Origin of the sequence: Peteryoungia wuzhouensis (assembly GCF_003205195.1) — a bacterium.
Classification (GTDB): Bacteria; Pseudomonadota; Alphaproteobacteria; order Rhizobiales; family Rhizobiaceae; genus Allorhizobium; species Allorhizobium wuzhouense.
Genome location: NZ_QJRY01000001.1, coordinates 538,138 through 561,444, shown reverse-complemented (window position 1 = coordinate 561,444; position 23,307 = coordinate 538,138). Strand labels below are relative to the sequence as shown.

The following is a 23,307-nucleotide window of genomic DNA, read 5'->3' as shown; positions in this document are numbered from 1 at the left end:
CATGCTCGGATGACCGTCTTTCACCGCAACGAAAAGAAGGAAGTGCTGCCCGCCGCCCTGCGTGGCGGTGTCGTGGCCATCGGCAATTTCGACGGCGTGCATCGCGGCCATCAGGCGGTGCTGAACCGCGCACTGGAGCGAGCCGAGACTTTAGGCGTACCGGCGCTTGTCCTGACCTTCGAGCCGCATCCCCGCACCGTCTTCAATCCGGACAAACCGGTTTTCCGCCTGACCCCGCCGTCCTTGCGTGCCCGCATTCTGGAGGCCATGGGCTTTCATTCCGTCATCGAATACCCCTTCGACCGGGAATTCTCGCAGCGCTCGGCGGAAGACTTCGTCGTCACGATCCTGCGCGACTGGCTGGGCGCCAAGGAAGTGGTGACCGGATTCGATTTTCACTTCGGCAAGGGCCGGGAAGGTGGCCCGGCTTTCCTGATGGAGGCTGGCAACCGCCATGGCTTTGGCGTCAGCCTGATCGACGCTTTCCGCGACGAGGGCGCTGCCGTCATCTCGTCGAGCCGCATTCGCGGCCTGATCGCCGAGGGCGAGGTTGCCGAGGCCGCCGGCCTGCTCGGTTATCGCTATACGGTCGAGGCCGAGGTGATGAAGGGCCAGCAGCTCGGACGCACGCTGGGCTTTCCCACCGCCAACATGCATCTGCCGCCGGAGGCAACGCTCAGGCCCGGCATCTATGCCGTTCGCTTCCGCCGACCAGACGGCATCATTCGCGATGGCGTTGCAAGCTTCGGTTACCGCCCGACCGTCACCAACAATGGCGACCCCTGGCTCGAAACCTTCATCTTCGATTTCTCCGGCGATCTCTACGGCGAGATCTGTTCCGTCTCTCTCTTCGGCTTCCTGCGCGACGAATGGAAATTCGATGGCCTTGATCCGCTGGTCGCCCAGATCCGCAAGGATGTGGAAGAGGCGAGGGCGCTTCTGGCGGGCGTCAAGCCGATTGGCGAACTGGATGCTGCCATCGCCTTCTGAAGGCTGAAGCCGCAGATTTGCATTGCCGCGCACCACCGGCTCACATATTGGTATCGCTATGTAAACTGGTTCCCGGTCCTTCGAGCGGGAAACCCGGAGGGCGCCTTGACCGAATTCACCCCCCTGATGTCATTTGCCGGTGGCCTGCTGATCGGCCTTTCCGCACTTCTGTTGATGCTCACCTGGGGCCGGATTGCCGGAATGACCGCGATCATCGGCGGCATCCTGCCGCCGCTCGGCGCCGACGGGTCGTGGAAGGCAGCCTTTCTCGCCGGCGCGATCCTTGCGCCCTTGGCCCTGTCTTTGAGCGGCTATCAGGTGGAATATTCCGTGCCCGTATCGACCTCGGCGCTGATCGTCGGCGGCCTCATTGCCGGCATCGGCGTCACCTTCGGCTCCGGCTGCACATCCGGCCATGGGATCTGCGGCATGGCGCGCCTGTCGCGCCGTTCGATCGCGGCCACGGCGACCTTCATGGCCTTCGCCGTGTTGACCGTCTTCGTCATCCGCCACGTCTTCGGAGCTGCGATCTGATGCGCTTCCTCGTCGTTTTCCTGATCGGCGCCCTGTTCGGAACCGGCATCGTGCTTTCGGGCATGGCGAACCCCGCCAAGGTGCTCAACTTCTTCGATCTCGCCGGCAGCTTCGATCCCAGCCTCGCCTTTGTCATGGCGGGCGCGCTGTCGGTTGCCGCACCCGGCTATGCGCTGCTTTTCCGGATGCGGCAGAAGCCGGTTTTCGACCAGTCTTTCCGCCTGCCGAAAGCGAGCGCCATCGATGCCAAGCTCATCGGCGGCTCGGCGGTCTTCGGAATCGGCTGGGGCATCGCCGGCTTTTGTCCCGGCGCATCGATCCCGGCCCTTGGTCTGGGACATGCCTCAGCGGCCATCTTCGTCGGGGCTCTGCTCGTCGGCATCCTGATTGCCCGCAGGCTGGCCCGGGTTGATGTCTTCGCGGATCCCGCCCGAAGCATGTGATCGGAATTGCGGCGGGTCAGGAGGTCCTGCCGGTTTACCCCGGTTTAACCTTCCGGCCCTTAATTGCCCGGGCTTTTCCGCGAATTAATCTTATTTACCGGAATATCGTGATTTAAAGGCGGCAACGTTCCCTTAGGCTTGGCTGAACCGATGCTGGACCTGCTGACGGTCATCTCCTACAACGCGGTGATCAACTTTGCCGTGCTGGTCGTCGCAACGATCGCCTGGGTGCGAAACCCGCACCAGAAGGAAATCGTCTTCTGGGCGCTCGCCTCCTGGTTCATGGTCATCGGCGCCATCGGCACCAGCCTCACGGAATATGTCCCCTACAACATCATGGGATATATCGGCGGGCTCATCTACGTGGCGCGCACCAGTCTGATGCGGCTCGGCTTCAAGGAATTCTACGGCCAGCCCTATCGGCTGCGGCACGGCTTTCACGTTGCAGTGCTCACATGCATGGGCATGGTTCTTGCCGGCCTTCTCGAAGATCCGACCCCGGTGCGCATTTCGCTCGTCTACCTTGGCTCTGCTGTCAATCTGGCGCTCGGCACCCTCGATCTCTGGCGGGCCAAGCCGGGCGAACGACTGCCCTCGGCGCGGTTGGCGGCCGTGGTCTATGGGGCTTATGCGCTTTCCACCCTGTTGATCACGCCGCTTCCCGTCCTCTATCCCGTCCATTTCGAAGGGCGCATCCCGGTCTCCGACTGGATGACCTATACCAGCATGCTGCTGCTGATCTTCAACCTCCTCTCCTTCCTGATGGCCATGGTGCTGAAGCTCGAACGCGGCGGCGAGATCCAGCGCCAGCTGGCCGAGCGGGACAACCTGACCGGTCTGGCGAACCGCCGCATGTTCCTGCATCAGGCTGCCAAGCTCGCGGAACGGCAGGGCACCGCCATCGCCGTACTCGATCTCGATCATTTCAAGCGTGTCAACGATACCTATGGCCACAAGGGCGGGGATGACGCCCTGCAGCAGTTCGCCGAGAGGACGAGCGCGCTTCTGCCCCCGGATGCGATCTTCGGCCGGCTGGGCGGGGAAGAGTTCGGGATTTGCCTGCCGAACCGGGACAGCGCCACGGCGCTCGCGACCATAGAGGCGGCGCGCCTGGCGATCACCTCCGAGGATATCTGTTCGGGCGACAACCGTTTTCGCCTGTCCTTCTCCTGCGGCATGGTCGTCACGGATGGAACGGCACGCAGCCTCGATGCCTGGATGGCTGAGGCCGATATCGGCCTTTACGAGGCCAAGAACCAGGGGCGTAACCGCGTCGTGTTCCAGCACGCCGCGATCTCGGACGCCAATCCTGAGACGGTCCCAGGCCCAAAAACCGGCTCAGCCGAGAGCCACAGGCCAGTCCTCTTGTCGGCCTGATGCCTGCGTTGCAGTCAAGCGCTTCCGCTTGACGCCTACGTCTCGATGGCGCCTAGTGCGCCCAGCAAATCACTGAAAGAGACCGAAAGGCACCCCATGGCCACGACGCCACGCAGACCCGTGAACCCGAAGGATGCCGCCGAGGCGCTGTTCAAGCCGGCGCCGAAGCCCGTGGCCCCCGCTGTCGAACGCCGCGCGCCGCCCGAGGTTCGCGAGATGGTGTCGATCAAGCTCGACAGCGCAGTCCTCGAACACTTCCAGAAGGACGGCCCCGGCTGGCAGGACCGCATCAACGATGCCCTGCGCAAGGTGGTCGAGGCTGAAGGCGGCGAGTAAAAGGGGGTATGCGACAGCCCATCTTGCCCCTTCCTTTTGGCGCGAAAACCCCCTAAAGAACGCGGCCATGACGTATCTTTCGGCGGCCCGGATCATTCGAATTATTGGCCCGGCCCTCCCGGCGGCTTGAAGAGCTGCGGGAAGGTCCGGGTTTTTGGCGTTGGGTTTGAAAGCCTGAGCGCCCGCTTGCCGCCACTCCTTGACATAATTTTGCGACCGCTTGAGGTCGCCCCATTCGATGGCTGATCCATGACCGATACCCCTGAGAAGATCGACTACTCCAAGACCCTCTATCTGCCCGAAACAGAATTCCCGATGCGCGCCGGCCTTCCCCAGAAGGAGCCGGAAATGGCGGCGAAGTGGAAACAGATGGGTCTCTACAAGCGCCTGCGCGCCTCCGCCGCCGGCCGCGAAAAATTCGTCCTGCATGACGGCCCGCCCTATGCCAATGGCAACATCCATATCGGCCATGCGCTGAACAAGGTGCTGAAGGACGTCATCACCCGCTCCTTCCAGATGCGCGGCTTCGATTCGAACTACGTGCCCGGCTGGGACTGCCACGGCCTGCCGATCGAGTGGAAGATCGAGGAAAAGTACCGCGAGAAGGGCAAGGACAAGAACGAGGTCCCGGTCAACGAATTCCGCAAGGAATGCCGCGAGTTCGCGCAGGGCTGGATCAACATCCAGGCGGAAGAATTCCGCCGCCTCGGCATCGAGGGCGATTTCGACAATCCCTACACGACCATGGCCTATCATTCGGAAGCCCGCATCGCCGGCGAACTCCTGAAGATCGCCATGTCCGGCCAGCTCTATCGCGGCTCCAAGCCGATCATGTGGTCGGTCGTCGAGCGCACGGCACTCGCCGAAGCCGAAGTGGAATATGCCGAGGTCGAGAGCGACACGATCTGGGTGAAATTCCCGGTGGTGCCCCACGACACCAAGTACATGTGGCATGACAAAGCCCAGAACCGACCCGTAGACGTTCCCGCGTCGTTTGCCGAACTTGCTGCTGCGTCCGTCGTCATCTGGACCACTACGCCCTGGACCATCCCCGGCAACCGCGCGATCTCCTACTCCTCGAAGATCGAATACGGTCTCTACGAGGTGACGGCCGCTGCCAATGATTTCGGCCCCCAGCCCGGAGAAAAGCTCATCTTTGCGGATAAGCTTGCAGCGGATGCATTTGCCAAGGCCAAGCTGGAGTTCAAGCGTCTGCGTCAGGTATCGGCAGAGGAACTCGGCGCGATCACCTGCGCCCACCCGCTGGCCGACCTTGGCTACACCTTCGCCGTCCCGATGCTCGACGGTGACCACGTCACCGACGATGCCGGTACCGGCTTCGTCCACACGGCGCCGTCGCATGGTCGCGAAGACTTTGAAGCCTGGATGGCGAATGTCCGCCAGCTCGAAGCCCGTGGCATCGATGTGAAAATCCCGTTCCCGGTCGATGACGCCGGCTTCTACACGGAAGACGCCCCCGGTTTCGGGCCCTCGGCCGAAGGTGGCGCCGCCCGCGTGCTCGACGACAACGGCAAGAAGGGCGACGCCAACAAGCGCGTCATGGAGGCCCTGATCGCGGCCAACAACCTCTTCGCCCGTGGCCGCATCAAGCACGAATACCCGCATTCCTGGCGCTCCAAGAAGCCGGTCATCTTCCGCAACACGCCGCAATGGTTCGTCTACATGGACAAGGACCTTGCCGACGGCACGACGCTGCGCACCCGCGCACTCTCCGCCATCGACCAGACCCGCTTTGTCCCCGCCGGTGGCCAGAACCGCTTGCGCGCCATGATCGAGCAGCGTCCGGACTGGGTTCTCTCCCGCCAGCGCGCCTGGGGCGTCCCGATCTGCGTCTTCGCCGATGCCGACGGCAATGTTCTGCAGGATGAAAAGGTCAACGCCCGCATCCTCGAAGCCTTCGAAGTCGAAGGCGCCGATGCCTGGTTCGCCGAAGGCGCCAAGGAACGCTTCCTGGCCGGCGAGCACGACGGCGACAAGTGGCAGATGGTCACCGACATCCTCGATGTCTGGTTCGACTCGGGCTCCACCCACACCTTCACGCTGGAGGACCGCCCGGACCTGAAATGGCCGGCTGACGTGTATCTTGAAGGCTCCGACCAGCATCGCGGCTGGTTCCATTCGTCGCTGCTCGAAAGCTGCGCCACCCGTGGCCGCGCGCCTTATAACGCTGTCGTCACCCATGGCTTCACGATGGCCGAGGACGGCCGCAAGATGTCGAAATCGCTCGGCAACACGGTAACGCCGCAGGATGTCATGAAGGAATCCGGCGCCGATATCCTGCGCCTCTGGGTCATGAACACCGACTACTGGGAAGACCAGCGTCTCGGCAAGACGATCATCCAGACGAACATCGACAGCTATCGCAAGATCCGCAACACGGTTCGTTGGATGCTCGGCACACTCGCCCATGACCATGGCGACGAGATCGCCTATGCCGATCTTCCAGAACTCGAAAAGCTGATGCTGCATCGCTTGTCCGAGCTCGACCAGATCGTGCGCAAGGGCTACGACGAGTTCGACTTCAAGCGCATCGTCCGCGCACTCTCGGACTTCGCCAATGTCGAACTCTCTGCCTTCTATTTCGACATCCGCAAGGACACGCTCTATTGCGACGCCCCGTCGAGCCTGAAGCGCCGTTCGGCCCTGTTCGTCATCCGCAAGCTCTTCGACTGCTTGGTCCTGTGGTTTGCCCCGATGATGCCGTTCACCACGGAAGAGGCCTGGCTCTCGCGCGATCCGAACGCCGAGTCGGTGCATCTCGAGCAGTTCCCGACGGTCCCGGCCGACTGGTCGAACGAGGCCATTGCCGAAAAGTGGAAGGGCGTTCGCGCCGTCCGTCGTGCCGTCACCGGTGCCTTGGAAATCGAGCGCAAGGAAAAGCGCATCGGCTCCTCGCTGGAAGCGGCCCCGGTCGTGCATGTCGCCGATGCCGAACTCCTGAAGGCGCTCGACGGTCTCGACTTCGCCGAGATCTGCATCACCTCGGATATCCAGGTTGTCTCGGGTGAAGGCCCGGCCGAAGCCTTCCGTCTTGACGACGGCACCAAGGTCGCCGTCGAGCCGAAGCTCGCCGAAGGCACGAAGTGCGCCCGCTCCTGGAAGATCACCCGGGATGTCGGCTCCGACCCTGATTATCCGGATGTTTCGGCCCGCGACGCCCAGGCGTTGCGTGAGCTTGCGGCACTCGGATAAGGAAAATTAACCGGATGATTTGCGCTTTCGTGGGTCATCCGGTAAAACTGCCTGAAATTGGCCGAATTCCCCCGGCAGCGGTGGGAAAGAATTATTCGGCAGCACAGATGAACTGCGGCGAGGCTGGTAGGCATTCATGAAATCGGCATATCTGTTCAGAGTTGGCCTCGGTCTGGCTGGTCTTTTTGGCGTGACGGCAGGTCTTTCCGGTTGCGTCGGCAGCCCGACCTACGGCACGGACAAGACGGCGATGGAACAGTTGGTGGACGACGTCGGCTCCGCCGTGTCCGTCGCCCCGCGTGAACCGGCCAACAAGGGCACAAAATACAATCCGCGGCCGTCTCTGGTCCTGCCCCCGCCGGGTGCGACGGCCTCGCTGGTCGCGCCGCAGCAGTCGGTCGCCAGCCGCGAAAACAATCCGAACTGGGTCGAATCCCCGGAAGAGGCGCGTGAACGCCTGGTCGCCGAAGCCGACGCCAATGCCGACAATCCGCGGTACCGCTCGCCGTTGCTCGCCGGTTACGGCACCTCGGGCACCATGACCGAGACACAGAAGTGGCAAGCCTTCCGCGATGCCCGCAAGCTGCAGAAGGGCGCTTATCTCGACCAGCGCCGCCTGTTGTCCGACCCGCCGTCGCAATATCGTCAGGCCGAGGAAGCGACGCTCACCGATCTCGGCGAACCGGAAGTCAAGAAGGAAAAGCGCCGCAAGAAGATGGCCAAGGCTGCCCAGCAAAACAGCTCGTGGTGGACGCCCTTCCAATAAGCGGCGCTTTCAACGCAATCGATCGGGGCAGGGCGCAAACGCCCTGCCTTTTTCTTTGAGGTTTCTTGATGCCCTTCACCATTCGCCCCGCAACATCAGATGATGCCGCCACCATCCTCGGTTTCATCACCGAGCTTGCCGTTTTTGAAAAGGCAGGTCACGAGGTGGAGGCGACGGAGGAGACGATCCGTGCCTCGATCTTCGGCGAAGGCTCCGTGACCCACGCGGTGATCCTTGAGGCCGATGGCAAGCCGGCTGGCTTTGCCGTCTGGTTCTACAACTATTCCACCTGGCAGGCGAAGAACGGTCTCTGCCTCGAAGACCTCTATGTCTCGCCCGACCATCGTGGCTCCGGCGCTGGCAAACTGCTCCTGAAGCACCTCGCCCAAGTCGCCGTCGAGAAGGGCTGCGGTCGTTTCGAATGGAGCGTGCTCGACTGGAACGAGCCCGCCATTCGTGTCTACGATGCAATCGGCGCCGAACCCCAGACCGAATGGATCCGCTATCGCATGAGCGGTGAGGCTCTTGCAGACTTTGCCCGCGCCGAATAGTCTCGTTCGAGACTAACGTTACGTTAACCCGCGCAAACTAGGGCTGCTGGCATGGCCAGGATCAGCAGTGCAACCATCCGGAAATCGGCGATAGCCACGGCGCTCTCCGTTCTGGCGTCGGTGTCGATCGTGCTGTTGCTGGTGCCGATGCTCGGGGGCACGCCGGATGGTCCGGGCTTCTGGATGAGCCTGCTATGCCCGCTGCTCATCGCGGCCCCCGCGAGCGCCTGGCAGTTCCATCAGAAGGAATGTGTCGTGCGGGCGCGCGACGAACTCACCGCCGCCCACCGGGCGCTTGATCGCGCCCATCGCGAACTGCACGATTTGCACCAGGTCCTGAGCATTCGCGCCCGCACCGACAGCCTGACAGGAGGGCTCAATCGCGAGGCTGTCTTCGCGGCGCTTGAAGAAGCCTGCATGACCCCGGGCACACGGCTTGCTCTTCTTGTCCTCGACGCCGACCACTTCAAGCAGATCAACGACACCTTCGGTCATGATGCAGGCGACGAAGCCTTGCGCGGGCTTGCGCAGGCGCTGCGCGAAAGCATTGGTCCGGACGATGTCTGCGGGCGCATCGGTGGCGAGGAGTTCGCGGTTCTGATGCGGGACGCAAGTCAGAATGCGGCCCTTGCCATTGCCGAGCGTATTCGCAATGCGGTTTCAGGCGTCAACATTGTCCACGATGGACGGCGTGTGCCCCTGAGTGTCAGCATCGGTTTCGCCGTCGCGGAAACCCCGTGCGTCGTCGCCGATCTCTATCGCAGCGCCGATGCCGGGCTCTACCGAGCCAAAAATGCCGGGCGCAACCGCGTCGCGTTCACGTCGGTGGCAGGAAGCGGCTGAGCCAGGCCGCCCCAACTTGGCTGCAACCTCACTCGTCCGTCTCGACAGCTCTTGCGAGCAGCGCCAGATAGAAGGCCTCGATGCCTGGGCCGATGATCGAAATCCAGATCAGGGCCATATCCCGATCGCCCGGATTGTTGCGCGAGAGATAGGCGACGAGACACATCACGACCGCCATGACGACAGGTATGCCCGAAACCGCCACCAGCCGGGGCGCCTGTCGGTTGACCGTCCCGTCTGCCGACCATTGCAAGGGCAGATAGGCGCGCTCAGGGGCGATGTTGCGATGGCCCCAGGCCGCAATCAGCCCCATGGCGATCAGCGACAGGAGCGGAGCAATCAGGATCATGTCTCTCTCTTCGTCTGGAAAAAGCCCTTGAGCATCTCGGCCGCCTCTGTCTCCCGGATGCCGGAATAAACCTCGGGCGCATGGTGGCAGGTCGGCTGGGCATAAAAGCGCACGCCGCTTTCCACTGCGCCGCCTTTTGTGTCCTGCGCTGCATAATAAAGCCGGCGGATGCGGGCAAAGGAAATGGCCGCCGCGCACATCGTGCAGGGCTCGAGCGTCACATAGAGATCGGCCTCGATCAGCCGCTCGTCGCCGACAGCCTGTGCCGCGCGTCGGATGGCCAGAATTTCCGCGTGCGCCGTCACGTCGTTCAACGCCCGCGTCTCGTTGCCGGCCCGCCCGATGATCTCGCCGTCGCGCACAACGACCGCACCGATCGGCACTTCGCCGCGTTCGCCGGCGGCAAGTGCCTCCGCAAAGGCGGCATCCATGAAGCCGTTTGTCTGCGCCATGCCTGAACTTTCTGCTTAACCCGGGCCGCATGACCTGATACGACAGCCCAAACCACAGGCAAACAACAAATGACATTCAAAGACAAGTCCAAGCGTCCGGCGGGCAAGCCCGCTGAGCGCGGCGGCAAACCGCTCACCCGCAAGCCGGCCGCGAAATCCGAAACCAAGCCCGCCCGTGCCGCCCGCCCTGAGGCGCCGGCCGGTGACGACACGATGAAGCCCGAGCGCATTTCCAAGCTGCTGGCGCGCGCCGGCGTCGCTTCGCGCCGTGACATCGAGCGCATGATCATGGAAGGCCGCGTGGCCGTGAACGGCACCGTGCTCGACAGCCCGGTCCTGAACGCCACGCTCGCCGACAAGATCGAGGTTGACGGCCAGCCGATCCGTGGCATCGAGCGCACGCGTCTGTGGCTCTACCACAAGCCTGCCGGCCTGGTGACGACCAATTCCGATCCGGAAGGCCGCCCGACCGTATTCGAGAACCTGCCGGAAGACCTGCCGCGCGTCATGTCCATCGGCCGTCTCGACATCAACACCGAAGGCCTGCTGCTGCTCACCAATGACGGTGGGCTCGCCCGCGTTCTGGAACTGCCGACCACCGGCTGGCTGCGTCGCTACCGCGTGCGCGCCTATGGCGAGGTCGACCAGCCGGCGCTCGATGCGCTGAAGGAAGGCATTGCCGTCGACGGCGTGCTCTACGGTGCGATCGATGCGACGCTCGACCGCAAGCAGGGCCACAATGTCTGGATCACCATGGGGCTTCGCGAAGGCAAGAACCGCGAGATCAAGAACGTGCTTGGCGCGCTCGGTCTCGAGGTCAACCGCCTGATCCGTGTCTCCTATGGCCCGTTCCAGCTCGGCGACCTGCCGGAAGGCCAGGTCCAGGAAGTTCGCGGTCGCATGCTGCGCGACCAGCTCGGCCCCCGTCTGATCGAAGAAGCCAAGGCCAATTTCGACGCACCGGTCTACAGCCATGGTGGCGCCGAGATTGAGGACGACGAAGACGCAACGCCGAAGAAGCCGGCTCGCCCCGCAAAGGCCGAATGGGCCCGCGACGAGCGCTCCACGGGCGGCAAGCGCCCGGACAAGCTCGACAAGAACGATCGCCGCGATCGTGCGCTGGAACGTCTCGACACCAGCCGCAGCGACAGCGGCAAGAAGTTCGGGGACAAGAAATTCGGCGACAAGAAGTTTGGCGACAAGAAATTCGCCGACAACAAGTTCGACGACAAGCCGAAGCGCGCGCCCGCCGCTACCAAGAACCGCACCGCCAATGTCTGGATGGCGCCGGGTGCCCGTCCGCTCGGCGAAAAGGCGGCCGCTGCTGCCGCCCGCCGCAAGCCCGACAACCGGCCGGAGCGCCCGGTCGATCGCTTCGACGATCGCGAAGGACCGCGCGTCATCGTCAGCCGCGCGCATGACGACGAGGGCGAATGGATCCGCGCAGACGGCCCGGACAAGAAGCCCGGCGGTCGCGATGGTGGCCGTGGCGAAAAGCGCGGTGGTTTCGGCGACCGTCCCCCCCGTCGCGACGGTGACGACCGCGCACCGCGTCGTGAAGGTGCAGACCGTGGTCCGCGCCGCGAAGCTGGCGACCGTGGCCCGCGTCGTGACAATGCAGACCGTCCGCCGCGTCGCGAAGGCGAAGACCGGGCTCCCCGCCGTGATTTCGGCGATCGCCCCCGCGCCGATCGCTCCGGCGAGGAGCGCCCGCGCGGCGAACGTCCGTTCGGCGACAAGCCGCGTGGTGCAAAGCCCTTCGGTGACAAGCCTCGCGGCCCCAAGGCCTTCGGCGACAAGCCGGCCGGCCGGGCCTATGGCGACAAACCCGCCGGAAAGCCTTTTGGTGACAAGCCGGCTGGCAAGTCCTTTGGTAAGCCCGGCGGCAAGCCGGCTGGCAAGAGCTTCGGTGGCAAGCCGGGCGGTCGCCCTTCAGGCGGCCCGCGCTCCGGTGGTCCCGGCGGCTTCGGCGGCAAGCCCGGCGGTGGCGGTCGCGGCGCGCCGAAGGGCAAGAGGTAAGGCCTCATGCGCATCGTTGGCGGAGAGTTTCGCGGCCGTAACCTGGCCACGCCCAAATCCAATGACATCCGGCCGACTGTCGACCGGACGCGCGAAAGCCTTTTCAACATCCTTGCCCATGCCCATCCGGGCTTGCTCGATGGCACGCGCATCCTCGATCTTTTCGCCGGCACCGGTGCCGTCGGGATCGAGGCTTTGTCGCGCGGCTGCAAATCGGCGCTGTTCGTCGAAAACAGCGTCGAGGGTCGTGGGCTTCTGTGGGAAAACATCGAGGCCCTCGGCCTGCATGGCCGCGCCCGCATCCTGAGACGCGACGCGACTGATCTCGGTCCCTCGAACAATATCGAGCCCTTCGAAATCGTCTTTGCCGATCCGCCGTATGGCAAGGGCCTCGGCGAAAAGGCGCTTCTCGCGGCCCATCAGGGTGGTTGGCTGGCCCCAGGCGCGCTTGCGATCCTGGAGGAACGGGCCGATGTCCAGGTCGCGGTCGATCCGGTTTTCAACTTCATCGAACAGCGCACCTTCGGTGACACGAAAATGTACTTCTTTTCCTATAGGCCGGACTGACACTCTCTGCACAGCAGGCCCGTCGCATGGACCAGATCGCCGAAACGCCTATTCCCTCCACTGGCCGCAAGGCGGTCCCGACCATTGGTCTGGCGCTCGGCGCCGGGGGTGCACGGGGTTTCTCCCATATCGCCGTGCTCGACGTCTTCGATGAACTGGGCATCCGCCCCGCCTTGATCGCGGGCTCCTCCATGGGCGCGATCATCGGGGCGGGTTATGCGGCCGGCATGAGCGGCCGTGAGATCCGCGAATACGTGCTCGACCTCGCCGACAACAGGGCCCGCGTGCTGAATATGTTCTGGGGGCTGCGGCCCGCGAGCATCCGCGCGCTCGGCGGCTTTCGCATCGGCCAGTTCAATCTGCGACGCATCCTGCGCACCTTTCTGCCGCCGCAGATCCCCGAAACCTTCGATGCGCTCGGCCTGGCGCTCAAGGTGGTTGCCACGGATTATTACGGACAGTGTGAACTGGTCTGCTCCGACGGGGATCTCTATGAAGCGCTGGCGGCATCCGCCGCGATACCCGCTCTGTTTGCCCCTGTCGTCATCAATGGCCGCCTGATGATCGACGGCGGCATCTTCAATCCCGTTCCTTACGACCATCTCGCCGGTGAGACCGATCTGATGGTCGCCATCGATGTCATCGGCGCGCCGGAAGGTGACGGCGCACACATTCCCAACCGGATCGACAGCCTCTTTGGCGCCTCGCAATTGATGATGCAGTCGCATGTCGCGCTGAAGATGAAGCTCTGCCAGCCGGACATCTATTTGCGGCCCGACGTGAACGGTTTTCGCGTGCTCGACTTCTTCAAGGCGCGCCAGATCCTTGAAGCCGCAGACAGGCTGAAGGAACCGCTGAAGCGGGATCTGTCGGAGCGGATCGAGGATTTCATCCGCCGCTGACGCGTTACTCCGCGGCTACGGTGTCTTCGGCCTCGACGCTCTGCACGGGCCGCTTCGGCTTGACCAGCGGTTCCGGCTTGACCGGCCGCTGATGCATGAGTTCGCGCCCGGCCTGGATGCCTTCTTGCGCCTGCAGTTTCAGCCGCTCCTCGTCGCGACGGCGGATGTCCTCGCCGATCTCATAGGCTTCATCCTCGGAGACGCCGAGCCCTTCCAGGGTCCGGCGACCGAACAACAGGCCCGATTCCAGCGTTTCGCGCACTTCGTATTCAACGTCGCGGCTGCGCAACTCGATGCTGTGCACACGGTCATAGGAGCGGGCATAGATCCGCATTTCCGGGCATTCCGACTGGATCAGCTCGACGATCTTCGAGGTGGTTTCCTTCTTGTGCGTGCAGATCGCCACGATCTTCGCCTTCTCGATCCCGGCCGCCCTCAAGACATCGAGCCGCGTGCCGTCACCGAAATAGATGCGGAAGCCGAAGGCTGCGGCCTGGCGCACGCGGTCAGCGCTGTCGTCGATGATCGTGACATCGCGACCGCTGGCGAGCAGGATCTGCGCCGCGATCTGGCCGAAACGCGAAAACCCGATCATCAGCACGTCCGAACCGGCGCCCTCGAAATCCTCTTCCAGCTCCTCGCGCTCGCTCGTTTCGCGCGCCAGAAGCCGCTGCCCGATCAGCGCCGAAAGCGGGGTCAGAGCCATGGACAGCGTGACGATGGAAATCAGCAGCGAGCCTTGAGCATTGCTGAGCACGCCTCCGGCGGCAGCCGTGGTGAAAAGCACGAAGCCGAATTCGCCGCCCTGCGGTAGCAGAAGGCCGATCCTCAGCGCATCGCGATGCGGCGACCCGGCAACCCGGCAGATCCCGTAGAGCGTGATCGCCTTGGCGATCATCAGCACGGGGACCGCAACGAGAATGAGCAGCATGTTGTCGACGATGACCTGCAGTTCCATCGACAGCCCGACGGCGATGAAGAACAAGGCGAGCAGCAAACCGCGGAACGGCTCGATATCGGCTTCCAGCTCGTGTCGATAGGAGGATTCAGCCAGCATCACGCCAGCGAGGAAGGCGCCCATGGCCATTGACAGGCCGGCAAGCTGCATGACGAAGGCAGAGCCGAGCACCACGAAAAGGGCGGCTGCAATCATGACCTCGCGCGCACCCGTCCGGGCGATCACCTGGAACAGCGGCGTCAGCAGGTAGCGCCCCGCCATGATCATGGCGATCACGGCACCGATCGCGACGGCGATCTCGATCAGCGGCGACTGCTGTGCCTCGCCGCCTGGACCGCCGAGAACGCTGACCATGGCCAGAAGCGGCACGATGGCGAGGTCCTGGAACAGCAGGATGGAGAAGGAGCGCTGCCCGTAACGGCTGTTCATGTCGCCATAGTCTTCCAGCAGCTGCAAAGCAAAGGCGGTGGACGACAAGGCAAGGCCGAACCCGGCGACCAGCGCGCCGCGCCAGTCGAGAAGGCCCGATGCAATCACGACCCCGGTCAGCACGAGGCCTGTCAGGACCACCTGCGTGGCACCCAGGCCGAAAATGTCGCGCCGCATGTGCCAGAGCCGTGTCGGCTTCAGCTCAAGCCCGATAATGAAAAGAAGCAGAACGACGCCAAGTTCCGCAACCGCCAGGATCTCGCCCGAGCCGCCGATCAGATGCAGAACCGGGCCGATGACGACGCCGGCGGCGAGATAACCGAGAACGGTTCCAAGGCCCAGCTTGCGGAAGATCGGGGCGGCAACGACGGCGCCTCCCAGCAGGAGAAGGGGTTGGGCAAACAGGGCTTCGGTGGCGCTGGCCAAGTGTCGATCTCCTCAGGCGTCCATGCAGGGACAAGAATGGGACTGGAACTATGTCGGGCTCGTGAACGGGAAAAGCCCGAACCGCACTTGATGCCCTTTCTAAGGCACAATAAATGGAGCGGGAAGGAAAGGCCAAGCCATGCCCCATGAAATTGATTCCGCCAATCTCCTCGAACGTGCCGAACAACTGGTCCAACTGGCCCTGAAGGCAGGCGCGGAGAAGGCGGATGCTGTTGTCGTCCGCTCGCGCTCCAAGGGCGTCAGCGTCCGTCTCGGCAAGGTCGAGTCGACGGAAGCCTCCGAAAGCGACGATTTTTCGCTGCGCGTCTTCTTCGGTCGCCAGGTGGCGAGTGTCTCGGCCAATCCGGGCTTCGACCTGACGGCGCTGGCCGAACGCGCCGTCGCCATGGCCAAAGTCTCGCCGGAAGATCCGTTCGCCGGCCTCGCTGACGAGAGCGATCTCGCCCGTGATATCGCCGATCTCGAACTCTACGATCCGACCGAGGTTTCCAGCGACAGCCTGCGCGAAAGCGCGCTTGCCATGGAAGAGGCCGCACGGTCTGTGCCGGGCGTCAGCAATTCGCTCGGCGCCGGCGCCTCTGCCGGCATGGGCGGCCTGGTCCTGGTCACCTCGCACGGCTTTTCCGGAAGTTATGCCGGCTCGCGTTTCTCCCGCTCCGTCGGCGTCATCGCCGGCGAAGGCACGAAGATGGAGCGCGACCACGATTTCGACAGCCGCCTCTATTTCGCCGAGCTCGACAGCCCGGAAGAAATCGGGCGCCGCGCCGCAGAGCGCGCCATCCGCAGGCTGAACCCGCGCCAGGTCCCGACGGCATCCAATCTCACCGTTGTCTTCGACCCGCGCGTGGCGCGCGGTTTCGTCGGCACGATCGCCGGCGCCATCAATGGCGCGTCGGTCGCCCGCAAGACCTCCTTCCTGCGCGACCGCATGGGACAGCAGGTTCTGAAATCAGGCCTCAACATCACTGACGATCCGTTGAAGGTTCGCGGGTCCTCCTCGCGGCCGTTCGACGGCGAAGGCATTGCCGGCCAGCCGCTGACCATGATCGAGGACGGCGTGTTGAAGCACTGGTTCCTCTCCTCCTCGGTGGCGAGAGAACTTGGCCTCAAGACGAATGGTCGTGGCGTGCGTGGCGGCACCGCCGTCTCGCCATCCTCGACCAATCTCGCGCTCGAACCCGGCAACGTGTCGCCACAAGACCTGATCCGTGGTGTCGGCACGGGCCTCTACGTCACCGACATGATCGGCCAGGGCGTCGACATGATCACCGGTGAATACAGTCGGGGTGCGAGTGGCTACTGGATCGAGAACGGCGAGCTGACCTATCCGGTCTCCGAGATCACCATCGCGTCCAATCTCAAGGACATGTTCATGCGGATCACGTTGGCGAACGACATCGACCGCAAGTTCGGCGTCGCTTCTCCGACACTCGCCATTGAGGGCATGACCCTTGCCGGGCTCTGACGGCAGGGATCAGCCGGTGGACTGGACTGCCGATCTCGCCCTGATCACGCAAGCTGCCCGCGAGGCCGGCAAGGTGGCGCTGTCGCATTTCGGACAGTCGCCCGAAGTCTGGTGGAAGAACGAAGGCATGTCGCCCGTCAGCGCCGCCGATTACGCCGCCAACCGCGTGCTCGAACAGATGCTGCTCGCGGCCCGACCCGGCTATGGCTGGCTCTCGGAAGAGACGGACGATGATTCGGACAGGCTCGCCCGAGAAACGCTGTTCGTCGTCGATCCCATCGACGGCACGCGCGCTTTCCTTGCCGGCAAGAAGACCTGGTGCGTCAGCGTCGCCGTGGTGCACAAGGGCGCGCCCGTTGCGGGCGTGCTCGTCGCACCGGCTCTCGAGGAGGAGTTCACCGCCGTTGCCGGTGGCATCGCGCGGCGCAACGGCGTCGAGATTGTCGTTTCGACGCCGGAGCCAGAGGGCCGGCTGAAGATCGCCTCGGCCCAGGATATGGTGGCCGCCATCGACAGGGCTCTCCGCCCGCGCGTCGACCGCGTCGACCACATCCCCTCGCTCGCCTACCGGCTGGCGCTTGTCGCCGATGGCCGGATCGACGGCACATTGGTCAAGCCGAACGCGCACGATTGGGATCTGGCCGCCGCCGATCTCATCCTGTCGCGCGCCGGTGGTGCATTGACCGATCTTGAGGGCAGGGCGCTCGTCTACAATCGCGTCGAGGTCACGCATCCGGTCCTGTGCGCCGCCTCGGGCAGTATTCTTCCGATATTGCTGAAGAATATTACCCAACTTTCCCGGAGTTGACCTTTCCGGCGAAATCGCGCAGATGAATGACCGACAGATGACGAACGGGAAAAGACGGTAAATATGACGGATTCCAGCGAAAACAAGCAGCTCCTCCACCTGGTTTTTGGCGGCGAACTGTCGAACCTTGAAGAGGTTCAGTTCCGCGATCTGGACGCTCTCGATATCGTTGGTATTTTCCCGGATTACGCCAGCGCCCTCGTTGCCTGGAAGGGCAAGGCTCAGGCGACCGTCGACAATGCACATATGCGATATTTCATTGTTCATATGCACCGGCTTCTGAACCCGACGGAAAAGTAGGACGGGCACCCGGCGGTCCCTCCCAGCCGCCGCCTCCGAGGATCCGCAAGGGTCACGTTTTGAACTCAGTCTTCTTGCATCTCTCAGATATTGCGTTGCCCGCCTCCGGAAAGGGCCAAATGGTATTGTCGATCAAGATGAGCAGGTTGATCCGATGACGTTGAGCGAGGCCCTGGCATCGTTCGCGGTCAGATCCTATGGTTGGTTCGGCGCGGCCGCATACCCGCTGACCGCGCCGCTGCTCGCCTATCGGGCCGCCAAGGGCAAGGAAGATCGCAGCCGTCGTGCCGAGCGCCTGGGCCATGCGAGCCTGGAACGTCCCTTCGGGCCACTCGTCTGGATCCATGCCGCTAGCGTTGGCGAAACGACCGCCGTCATTCCGCTGATGCGGGAACTCCGCCGCCGCGATATCCACGTGCTGTTGACCACCGGAACGGTCACCTCGGCCGCCGTTGCCGAGAACCGGCTCGGTGACACGGTCATCCACCAATATGTGCCGCTCGATGTGCGCCCCGCCGTGCGCCGCTTCCTCGACTACTGGCAGCCGGACGCCGCCATCGGTGTCGAATCCGAGATCTGGCCGACGACACTTTCGGAATTGCGTCGCCGCCATATCCCCCAGATACTCGTCAATGCCCGCATGTCCGATCGCTCCTTTGATCGCTGGCAGCGTTACAAGTCGGTCGCCGAAGCCCTGTTCGGCAAACTGGCGCTGGTCATTGCCCAGTCGGATGTGGATGCCGAGCGGTTTCGCGATCTCGGCGCCTGGCCGGTGATCGTCTCCGGCAACATCAAGGTCGACAGCGACGCGCCGCCCTGTGACGAATCGGTTGTGGATTTCTACCGACGCCAGATCGCCGGACGCAAGACCTGGGCCGCCATCTCCACCTTCGAGGGTGAGGAGAAGATCGCCGCCATGGTGCAGCGAGCGCTGAAAGCCCATACGGGCCTCCTCACCGTGCTTGTGCCGCGCCACCCCGAGCGCAGCGACGAGATTGAGGCCATGCTGGTGGAGAAGGGGCTGGTTGTTGCTCGCCGCACCCGGGGCGATGCGATCACGCCGGAAACCGATGTCTTCCTCGGCGATACCATCGGCGAAATGGGCCTGTATCTTCGCCTGACTGAAGTCGCTTTTGTCGGCCGCTCGCTGTCCGGTGACGGTGGCCAGAACCCGCTGGAGCCGGCGCTGCTTGGCTGTGCCGTCCTGTCCGGCCCGCATGTCAGCAATTTCCGTGAGAGCTACCAGCGTCTCGTCCGCAAGGGTTCGGCCCGCATCGTGCGCGATGCCGAAATGCTGGCCAAGGCGGTTCACTTCCTGCTCAACAACGACGTGGCACGCCTGAAGATGATCGACGCCGGTCATGAGAGCGTGCAGGAGATGCGGGGCGCTCTGACCGCGACGCTGAAGGGGCTTGAACCCTATATCAGCCCGCTCTCGGTCAAGGCCAAGCTCGAGCCGCGCGGCGCAAGCCAGAGCTGACGGCCAGAGCAAAAATTAAGCCGGAGGACGCAGCATGAACGACAACGCCAAGATCGCCGGCATCCTGTTCGACAAGGACGGCACGCTGCTTGATTTTGATGCGAGCTGGGGGCCGGTCAACCGCAAGGTCGCCCTGATCGCCGCAGACGAAGATCAGGACCTTGCCGACCGACTTTTATTGGCCTGTGGCATGGATCCCGTTACCGGTGCCATCGTGCCCGACAGCCTCTTTGCATCAGGCAATACGCAGGAGATCGCCGAGGGCATGATCGCCGCCGGGGCTGCCGTGCCGCTCGAAACGCTTGTCCCGAGGATCGACGATTGTTTTGCCGAGGCCGCGAGGCTGTCCGTGCCGATCACCGACCTTGAGCCGCTGTTTGCCCGCCTCCACGGGCGAGGCCTGCGCCTCGGCATTGCCTCAAGCGACAATGAGCGCTCGATCCGCATCGCCGCCGAACGCTTCGGCATCCTGCCTTATCTCGACTTTATTGCCGGCTACGACAGCGGTCATGGCAGCAAGCCGCAGGCCGGCATGGTGCTCGGTTTCTGCGCGGCCACCGGTCTTGCCCCCGCGGAAGTCGCCGTCGTCGGAGACAACAATCACGATCTGCATATGGGCATCAATGCCGGCGCCGGTCTCAAGGTCGGCGTGCTCTCCGGCACCGGTTCGCGCGAGACGCTGACCCGGCATGCCGATGCCGTGCTTTCGGATATCACTGAGCTCGAAACCGTTCTCGGCTGATCTTCAAAGACCCTTTCGGATTGCAGGTGCTTGACCATTTCCTGCCGCGATGGTTCTTGTTGCGCGCATAAGGACGCAGGCGAGCAGCCTGCGGCCAAGGCAGGGATGAGGATGGTTTCAGAGGCACCGCCCTTTTGGTGGACGTCGATCGGCTGGCAGGCGCGTTGCCTCGCTCCGGTATCCTTCGTCTATGGCCGGGTCGCAGCTGCCCTGATGCGCCACCGCCGCCGTCACGCGCTGCCCGTGCCGGTGATCTGCGTCGGTAATTTTACTGTCGGCGGTGCCGGCAAGACCCCGACCGCCATCGCGATTGCGCGCGCCGCCAAGGCCAAGGGCCTGAAACCGGGCTTCCTCAGCCGCGGTTACGGCGGGTCACTCGATGTCACCACCGTCGTTGATCCCCATCATCACCGCTCGACCGCCGTGGGCGATGAACCGCTTTTGCTCGCCCGCGAAGCCGTCACCGTCATTTCCCGGCGTCGCATTCCCGGAGCCGAAAAGCTGGTCGCCGAGGGCGTCGACCTCGTCATCATGGACGATGGTTTCCAGAGTGCCCGTCTGAAGGTCGATTACGCGCTGATCGTCATCGACAGCATCCGGGGCATCGGCAACGGCCGGGTCGTTCCGTCAGGCCCGGTGCGCGCGCCGATCGGCGTCCAGATGAGCCACCTCGACGCGATCCTGAAGGTTGGAAAGGGCGACGCCGCCGATCGTCTCGTCCGCCAGGCCGCCCGGTCCGGCAAGCCGGTCATGGTCGCCGAGGTCCTGCCCGCAGAGCGGGATGCCTTGAAGGGTAAGTCGGTGCTTGCCTATGCCGGCATCGCCGATCCGACGAAGTTCTACAGGACGATTGAACAGATGGGCGCGCTCATTGTCGATCGCCAGGGTTTCCCCGACCACCATCATCTCGCCGAGGACGAGATCGCCGACTTGATCGAGCGAGCCGCGCGGCAGGGCTTGCAACTGGTCACGACGACCAAGGATCACGTCCGCCTGGCAGGCGGTCACGGCCGCAGCGGCGAACTCGCCGAACTGTCGCATGTGGTGGATGTCAACATGGTCTTCGACGACCCCAAGGCGCCCGATCTGATCATCGAGGCTGCCATCGCCAATTGCCGTCGCCGCAGGCTGGTGGCGGCGATCGAGGGCTAGCGTTTCTGGTTGGGCAGGGCACCCGCGCGCTTTTCGGCTTCGAGCGAAGCCGCAGCATCGGCATAGGCCTCCTGCCGGGCGACACTCCAATAGCGCAGCTCGTCGACCAGCACGGGCCGGCCGCTGATTGCGCAGGTCACGAAAGTGCCCGGAGTGAGAATCTGGAAATCGGCATCGAGATAGCGGATCTTGGCCTCGCGGTTGCCGCCGCCTTCAAAACGGTTCATCACTCTTCTCCTGCGCCGCGTGTCACGGACCTGCAATACAGCGACCTCCGTGCCTTTTAAAGGGTCTTTTGGCTTCGTCCTGCGATCAGCTCCGGCCGAACAGGCGCTCTATATCCGAAAGCTTCAGTTCGACATAGGTGGGCCGGCCGTGATTGCACTGGCCCGATCCCGGTGTCTGCTCCATTTGCCTCAGAAGGGCATTCATCTCCTCGACCCGCAACTGCCGACCGGAGCGCACCGAGCCGTGGCAGGCCATGGTCGCGGCGACGTGTTCAAGTTTGGCGTTCAGCCGGTCGGCCGTGTCCCATTCCGCGATTTCGTCGGCGAGATCGCGGACCAGGCCGGCCGTGTCCATTTCACCCAGCATGGCGGGCGTCTCGCGCACGGCAATCGCACCGGGGCCAAAGCGCTCGATGGCGAACCCCAACTGCTCCAGGCCCTTCGCATGGGTCATCAGCCGGTCGCAATCCTCTTCCGGCAGGTCGACGATTTCGGGGATCAGCAGACCCTGCGACGGCAGCCGCCGACCTGTCAGCGCCTTGCGCATCTGTTCGAACACCAACCGCTCATGCGCGGCGTGCTGGTCGACAATGACGAGACCGTCGGACGTCTGGGCCACAATGTAGTTCGCATGCACCTGCGCGCGCGCAGCGCCCAGCGGATAGCTGGCGATCGCCTCCACCTGACCGGCCGGCTGCGCGGCAACGGGCTCGCTGCGGGCTGTCGGAACGGAGAGGCTGTCGAAAGCGGCCTGAGCCACTTCGCCAAATCCGCGTGCGACCGAGGCCGCAGCCGCGCCTGAGCCGACACCACCGCCGAACCCGCCGCCAAAACCGGAGGATCCGCCATGCAGCGGCCGGCTGGGCGAGGCGTCCGCCGACCAGCCTTGTGCCGGTTGCGGGCTGAAACCGGGGCGAAACGCGCGGAGCATGCCTCCGGCTCCCGTCGTCGATGCCCGGTCGCCCTCTCTTTGCAGCGATTGCCGGATCGCGCCCACGATCAGCCCGCGCACCAGGCCGGGATCGCGGAACCGCACGTCGGACTTCGCCGGATGTACGTTGACGTCGACCAAAGCCGGATCGAGTGCCAGCGACAGGACCGCTACGGGATAGCGCCCCTGCGGAATGGTCTCGGCATAGGCGCCACGGATGGCAGACAGGATCTGCTTGTCCTGCACCGGGCGACCGTTGACGAAGGCATATTGATGCGCGGAATTCCCCCGGTTGAAGGTCGGCACCCCGGCAAAGCCGGTCAACCGCACATCCTCGCGCTCGGCATCGAGTTCGATCGCATTGTCCTTGAAGTCGGCGCCCAGCACCTGGGCAATGCGCGCCAGATGGTCGTCGCCGGTCGCCGGAAACTCCAGGAGCGAGCGATCGGTGCCCGAAAGCACGAAGCGGATCGCTGGAAACGCGATTGCCATGCGCTTGACGATCTCGGTAATCGCCCCGGCCTCCGCCTTTTCCGTCTTCATGAATTTCAGACGTGCCGGCGTCGCAAAGAACAGGTCGCGCACTTCGACGGTCGTGCCCGGATTGGCTGCTGCGGGTCGGACATCACCGACCTTGCCGCCGGTGACGGTGATTTCGGCCCCGCTGCCGGCCCCCTGCGGCCGGCTGGTGATGGTGAGTTTGGCGACTGAACCGATCGAGGGCAGCGCTTCGCCGCGAAAGCCGAGCGAGCGGATATCGAACAGCGTATCGCTGAGCTTCGAGGTGCAATGACGGCGGATGGCGAGCGACAGGTCGTCCGGCCCCATGCCCGACCCGTTGTCGATGACGCGCAGCAGCGTTTTGCCACCGCCGGCCGTTGCCACCTCGATGCGCGTCGCGCCTGCGTCGATCGCGTTTTCGATCAATTCCTTGGCGGCACTGGCCGGTCGTTCAATGACCTCGCCGGCGGCGATCTGGTTGATCAGGGTCTCTGAAAGCTGCTTGATGATCATGGAGCCATTTTC

The 23,307-nt window shown here is 63.9% G+C and carries 23 protein-coding genes; 18 read left to right on the top strand and 5 right to left on the bottom strand.

All coding sequences use genetic code 11. The annotated features are described in order from the left end of the window. Window positions 1-9: 9 nt before the first annotated feature. From DMY87_RS02930 to DMY87_RS02890, 9 genes are all read left to right on the top strand, one after another. Window positions 10-990: a bifunctional riboflavin kinase/FAD synthetase gene (locus DMY87_RS02930; protein WP_110789772.1), complete on the top strand. Its 981-nt coding sequence runs from the start codon at window positions 10-12 to the stop codon at window positions 988-990. A 105-nt stretch (window positions 991-1,095) separates the two neighbouring features. Then, complete coding sequence (locus DMY87_RS02925; RefSeq protein ID WP_205908134.1) at window positions 1,096-1,524, top strand: YeeE/YedE family protein; 429 nt, start codon at window positions 1,096-1,098, stop codon at window positions 1,522-1,524. Beyond that, on the top strand, window positions 1,524-1,967 hold the full coding sequence (locus DMY87_RS02920; protein ID WP_110789771.1) for a DUF6691 family protein: 444 nt from the start codon (window positions 1,524-1,526) through the stop codon (window positions 1,965-1,967). Before DMY87_RS02925 ends, DMY87_RS02920 begins: the two co-directional genes overlap by 1 nt. Before the next feature lie 150 nt (window positions 1,968-2,117). Further along, window positions 2,118-3,344 (top strand): GGDEF domain-containing protein, encoded by a 1,227-nt coding sequence (locus DMY87_RS02915; protein ID WP_110789770.1) that lies wholly within the window; start codon window positions 2,118-2,120, stop codon window positions 3,342-3,344. Between the two features lie 96 nt (window positions 3,345-3,440). Then, entirely contained in the window at window positions 3,441-3,680 is a 240-nt protein-coding gene (locus DMY87_RS02910; RefSeq protein ID WP_110789769.1) for a BrnA antitoxin family protein, read from the top strand. Window positions 3,681-3,929: 249 nt separating this feature from the next. Continuing rightward, window positions 3,930-6,893, top strand: coding sequence for an isoleucine--tRNA ligase (gene ileS, locus DMY87_RS02905; RefSeq protein ID WP_110789768.1), 2,964 nt, complete (start codon window positions 3,930-3,932; stop codon window positions 6,891-6,893). 136 nt (window positions 6,894-7,029) lie between these two features. Next, complete coding sequence (locus DMY87_RS02900) at window positions 7,030-7,659, top strand: hypothetical protein (protein WP_110789767.1); 630 nt, start codon at window positions 7,030-7,032, stop codon at window positions 7,657-7,659. Between the two features lie 68 nt (window positions 7,660-7,727). Continuing rightward, entirely contained in the window at window positions 7,728-8,210 is a 483-nt protein-coding gene (locus tag DMY87_RS02895) for a GNAT family N-acetyltransferase (RefSeq protein WP_110789766.1), read from the top strand. A gap of 51 nt (window positions 8,211-8,261) precedes the next feature. Further along, window positions 8,262-9,053, top strand: coding sequence for a GGDEF domain-containing protein (locus tag DMY87_RS02890; protein WP_110789765.1), 792 nt, complete (start codon window positions 8,262-8,264; stop codon window positions 9,051-9,053). Window positions 9,054-9,081: 28 nt separating this feature from the next. Here the strand turns inward: DMY87_RS02890 and DMY87_RS02885 are convergent, their stop codons facing one another. Both DMY87_RS02885 and DMY87_RS02880 read right to left on the bottom strand, forming a co-directional pair. Then, complete coding sequence (locus tag DMY87_RS02885) at window positions 9,082-9,402, bottom strand: hypothetical protein (RefSeq protein ID WP_110789764.1); 321 nt, start codon at window positions 9,400-9,402, stop codon at window positions 9,082-9,084. After that, the gene (locus tag DMY87_RS02880) at window positions 9,399-9,854 is read right to left on the bottom strand and encodes a nucleoside deaminase (protein ID WP_110789763.1); all 456 of its coding nucleotides are present in this window, start codon (window positions 9,852-9,854) and stop codon (window positions 9,399-9,401) included. The genes DMY87_RS02885 and DMY87_RS02880 overlap by 4 nt, the downstream gene beginning before the upstream one ends. A 69-nt stretch (window positions 9,855-9,923) precedes the next feature. On the opposite strand from DMY87_RS02880, the gene DMY87_RS02875 reads away from it, so the two are divergent. Genes DMY87_RS02875 through DMY87_RS02865 form a run of 3 tightly spaced genes read left to right on the top strand, consistent with a single transcriptional unit; the run spans window position 9,924 to window position 13,342 of the window. Beyond that, complete coding sequence (locus DMY87_RS02875) at window positions 9,924-11,873, top strand: pseudouridine synthase (protein WP_110789762.1); 1,950 nt, start codon at window positions 9,924-9,926, stop codon at window positions 11,871-11,873. Window positions 11,874-11,879: 6 nt separating this feature from the next. Continuing rightward, on the top strand, window positions 11,880-12,440 hold the full coding sequence (gene rsmD / locus DMY87_RS02870; RefSeq protein WP_110789761.1) for a 16S rRNA (guanine(966)-N(2))-methyltransferase RsmD: 561 nt from the start codon (window positions 11,880-11,882) through the stop codon (window positions 12,438-12,440). A gap of 26 nt (window positions 12,441-12,466) precedes the next feature. Further along, window positions 12,467-13,342 carry a patatin-like phospholipase family protein gene (locus tag DMY87_RS02865; protein WP_110789760.1) on the top strand — a complete coding sequence of 292 codons (876 nt, stop codon included), beginning with the start codon at window positions 12,467-12,469 and terminating at the stop codon, window positions 13,340-13,342. Window positions 13,343-13,346: 4 nt separating this feature from the next. Here the strand turns inward: DMY87_RS02865 and DMY87_RS02860 are convergent, their stop codons facing one another. Beyond that, entirely contained in the window at window positions 13,347-15,155 is a 1,809-nt protein-coding gene (locus DMY87_RS02860; RefSeq protein ID WP_110789759.1) for a monovalent cation:proton antiporter-2 (CPA2) family protein, read from the bottom strand. Between the two features lie 139 nt (window positions 15,156-15,294). On the opposite strand from DMY87_RS02860, the gene DMY87_RS02855 reads away from it, so the two are divergent. The 6 genes from DMY87_RS02855 (at window position 15,295) to lpxK (ending at window position 21,123) form a co-directional block, all read left to right on the top strand. Beyond that, the gene (locus DMY87_RS02855; protein ID WP_110789758.1) at window positions 15,295-16,641 is read left to right on the top strand and encodes a TldD/PmbA family protein; all 1,347 of its coding nucleotides are present in this window, start codon (window positions 15,295-15,297) and stop codon (window positions 16,639-16,641) included. Beyond that, a complete protein-coding gene (locus DMY87_RS02850; RefSeq protein ID WP_110789757.1) occupies window positions 16,628-17,449 on the top strand; it encodes a 3'(2'),5'-bisphosphate nucleotidase CysQ in 822 nt (273 codons plus the stop codon). The genes DMY87_RS02855 and DMY87_RS02850 overlap by 14 nt, the downstream gene beginning before the upstream one ends. 63 nt (window positions 17,450-17,512) lie before the next feature. Beyond that, the gene (locus DMY87_RS02845) at window positions 17,513-17,749 is read left to right on the top strand and encodes a DUF4170 domain-containing protein (RefSeq protein ID WP_110789756.1); all 237 of its coding nucleotides are present in this window, start codon (window positions 17,513-17,515) and stop codon (window positions 17,747-17,749) included. Window positions 17,750-17,909: 160 nt separating this feature from the next. Further along, a complete protein-coding gene (gene waaA / locus DMY87_RS02840) occupies window positions 17,910-19,229 on the top strand; it encodes a lipid IV(A) 3-deoxy-D-manno-octulosonic acid transferase (protein WP_165826153.1) in 1,320 nt (439 codons plus the stop codon). 34 nt (window positions 19,230-19,263) lie between these two features. Further along, window positions 19,264-19,971 carry an HAD family hydrolase gene (locus DMY87_RS02835; RefSeq protein ID WP_110789754.1) on the top strand — a complete coding sequence of 236 codons (708 nt, stop codon included), beginning with the start codon at window positions 19,264-19,266 and terminating at the stop codon, window positions 19,969-19,971. A 111-nt stretch (window positions 19,972-20,082) separates the two neighbouring features. After that, the gene (gene lpxK / locus DMY87_RS02830) at window positions 20,083-21,123 is read left to right on the top strand and encodes a tetraacyldisaccharide 4'-kinase (protein ID WP_110789753.1); all 1,041 of its coding nucleotides are present in this window, start codon (window positions 20,083-20,085) and stop codon (window positions 21,121-21,123) included. Here lpxK and DMY87_RS02825 read toward each other — a convergent pair. Together DMY87_RS02825 and mutL are read right to left on the bottom strand one after the other, a co-directional pair. Then, on the bottom strand, window positions 21,120-21,350 hold the full coding sequence (locus DMY87_RS02825) for a DUF2093 domain-containing protein (protein WP_110789752.1): 231 nt from the start codon (window positions 21,348-21,350) through the stop codon (window positions 21,120-21,122). The two genes, lpxK and DMY87_RS02825, sit on opposite strands and share 4 nt — an antisense overlap. An 85-nt stretch (window positions 21,351-21,435) precedes the next feature. Continuing rightward, on the bottom strand, window positions 21,436-23,295 hold the full coding sequence (gene mutL, locus DMY87_RS02820; RefSeq protein ID WP_110789751.1) for a DNA mismatch repair endonuclease MutL: 1,860 nt from the start codon (window positions 23,293-23,295) through the stop codon (window positions 21,436-21,438). Window positions 23,296-23,307 lie beyond the last annotated feature (12 nt).

Coding starts and splice junctions, on each gene's coding strand:
- DMY87_RS02865 (WP_110789760.1), top strand. CDS start 12,467: ATGGACCAGATCGCCGAAACGCCTATTCCCTCCACTGGCCGCAAGGCG.
- DMY87_RS02825 (WP_110789752.1), bottom strand. CDS start 21,350: ATGAACCGTTTTGAAGGCGGCGGCAACCGCGAGGCCAAGATCCGCTAT.
- lpxK (WP_110789753.1), top strand. CDS start 20,083: ATGGTTTCAGAGGCACCGCCCTTTTGGTGGACGTCGATCGGCTGGCAG.
- DMY87_RS02900 (WP_110789767.1), top strand. CDS start 7,030: ATGAAATCGGCATATCTGTTCAGAGTTGGCCTCGGTCTGGCTGGTCTT.
- ileS (WP_110789768.1), top strand. CDS start 3,930: ATGACCGATACCCCTGAGAAGATCGACTACTCCAAGACCCTCTATCTG.
- DMY87_RS02885 (WP_110789764.1), bottom strand. CDS start 9,402: ATGATCCTGATTGCTCCGCTCCTGTCGCTGATCGCCATGGGGCTGATT.
- DMY87_RS02920 (WP_110789771.1), top strand. CDS start 1,524: ATGCGCTTCCTCGTCGTTTTCCTGATCGGCGCCCTGTTCGGAACCGGC.
- DMY87_RS02835 (WP_110789754.1), top strand. CDS start 19,264: ATGAACGACAACGCCAAGATCGCCGGCATCCTGTTCGACAAGGACGGC.
- DMY87_RS02875 (WP_110789762.1), top strand. CDS start 9,924: ATGACATTCAAAGACAAGTCCAAGCGTCCGGCGGGCAAGCCCGCTGAG.
- rsmD (WP_110789761.1), top strand. CDS start 11,880: ATGCGCATCGTTGGCGGAGAGTTTCGCGGCCGTAACCTGGCCACGCCC.
- mutL (WP_110789751.1), bottom strand. CDS start 23,295: ATGATCATCAAGCAGCTTTCAGAGACCCTGATCAACCAGATCGCCGCC.
- DMY87_RS02880 (WP_110789763.1), bottom strand. CDS start 9,854: ATGGCGCAGACAAACGGCTTCATGGATGCCGCCTTTGCGGAGGCACTT.
- DMY87_RS02855 (WP_110789758.1), top strand. CDS start 15,295: ATGCCCCATGAAATTGATTCCGCCAATCTCCTCGAACGTGCCGAACAA.
- DMY87_RS02845 (WP_110789756.1), top strand. CDS start 17,513: ATGACGGATTCCAGCGAAAACAAGCAGCTCCTCCACCTGGTTTTTGGC.
- DMY87_RS02910 (WP_110789769.1), top strand. CDS start 3,441: ATGGCCACGACGCCACGCAGACCCGTGAACCCGAAGGATGCCGCCGAG.
- DMY87_RS02915 (WP_110789770.1), top strand. CDS start 2,118: ATGCTGGACCTGCTGACGGTCATCTCCTACAACGCGGTGATCAACTTT.
- DMY87_RS02895 (WP_110789766.1), top strand. CDS start 7,728: ATGCCCTTCACCATTCGCCCCGCAACATCAGATGATGCCGCCACCATC.
- DMY87_RS02890 (WP_110789765.1), top strand. CDS start 8,262: ATGGCCAGGATCAGCAGTGCAACCATCCGGAAATCGGCGATAGCCACG.
- DMY87_RS02930 (WP_110789772.1), top strand. CDS start 10: ATGACCGTCTTTCACCGCAACGAAAAGAAGGAAGTGCTGCCCGCCGCC.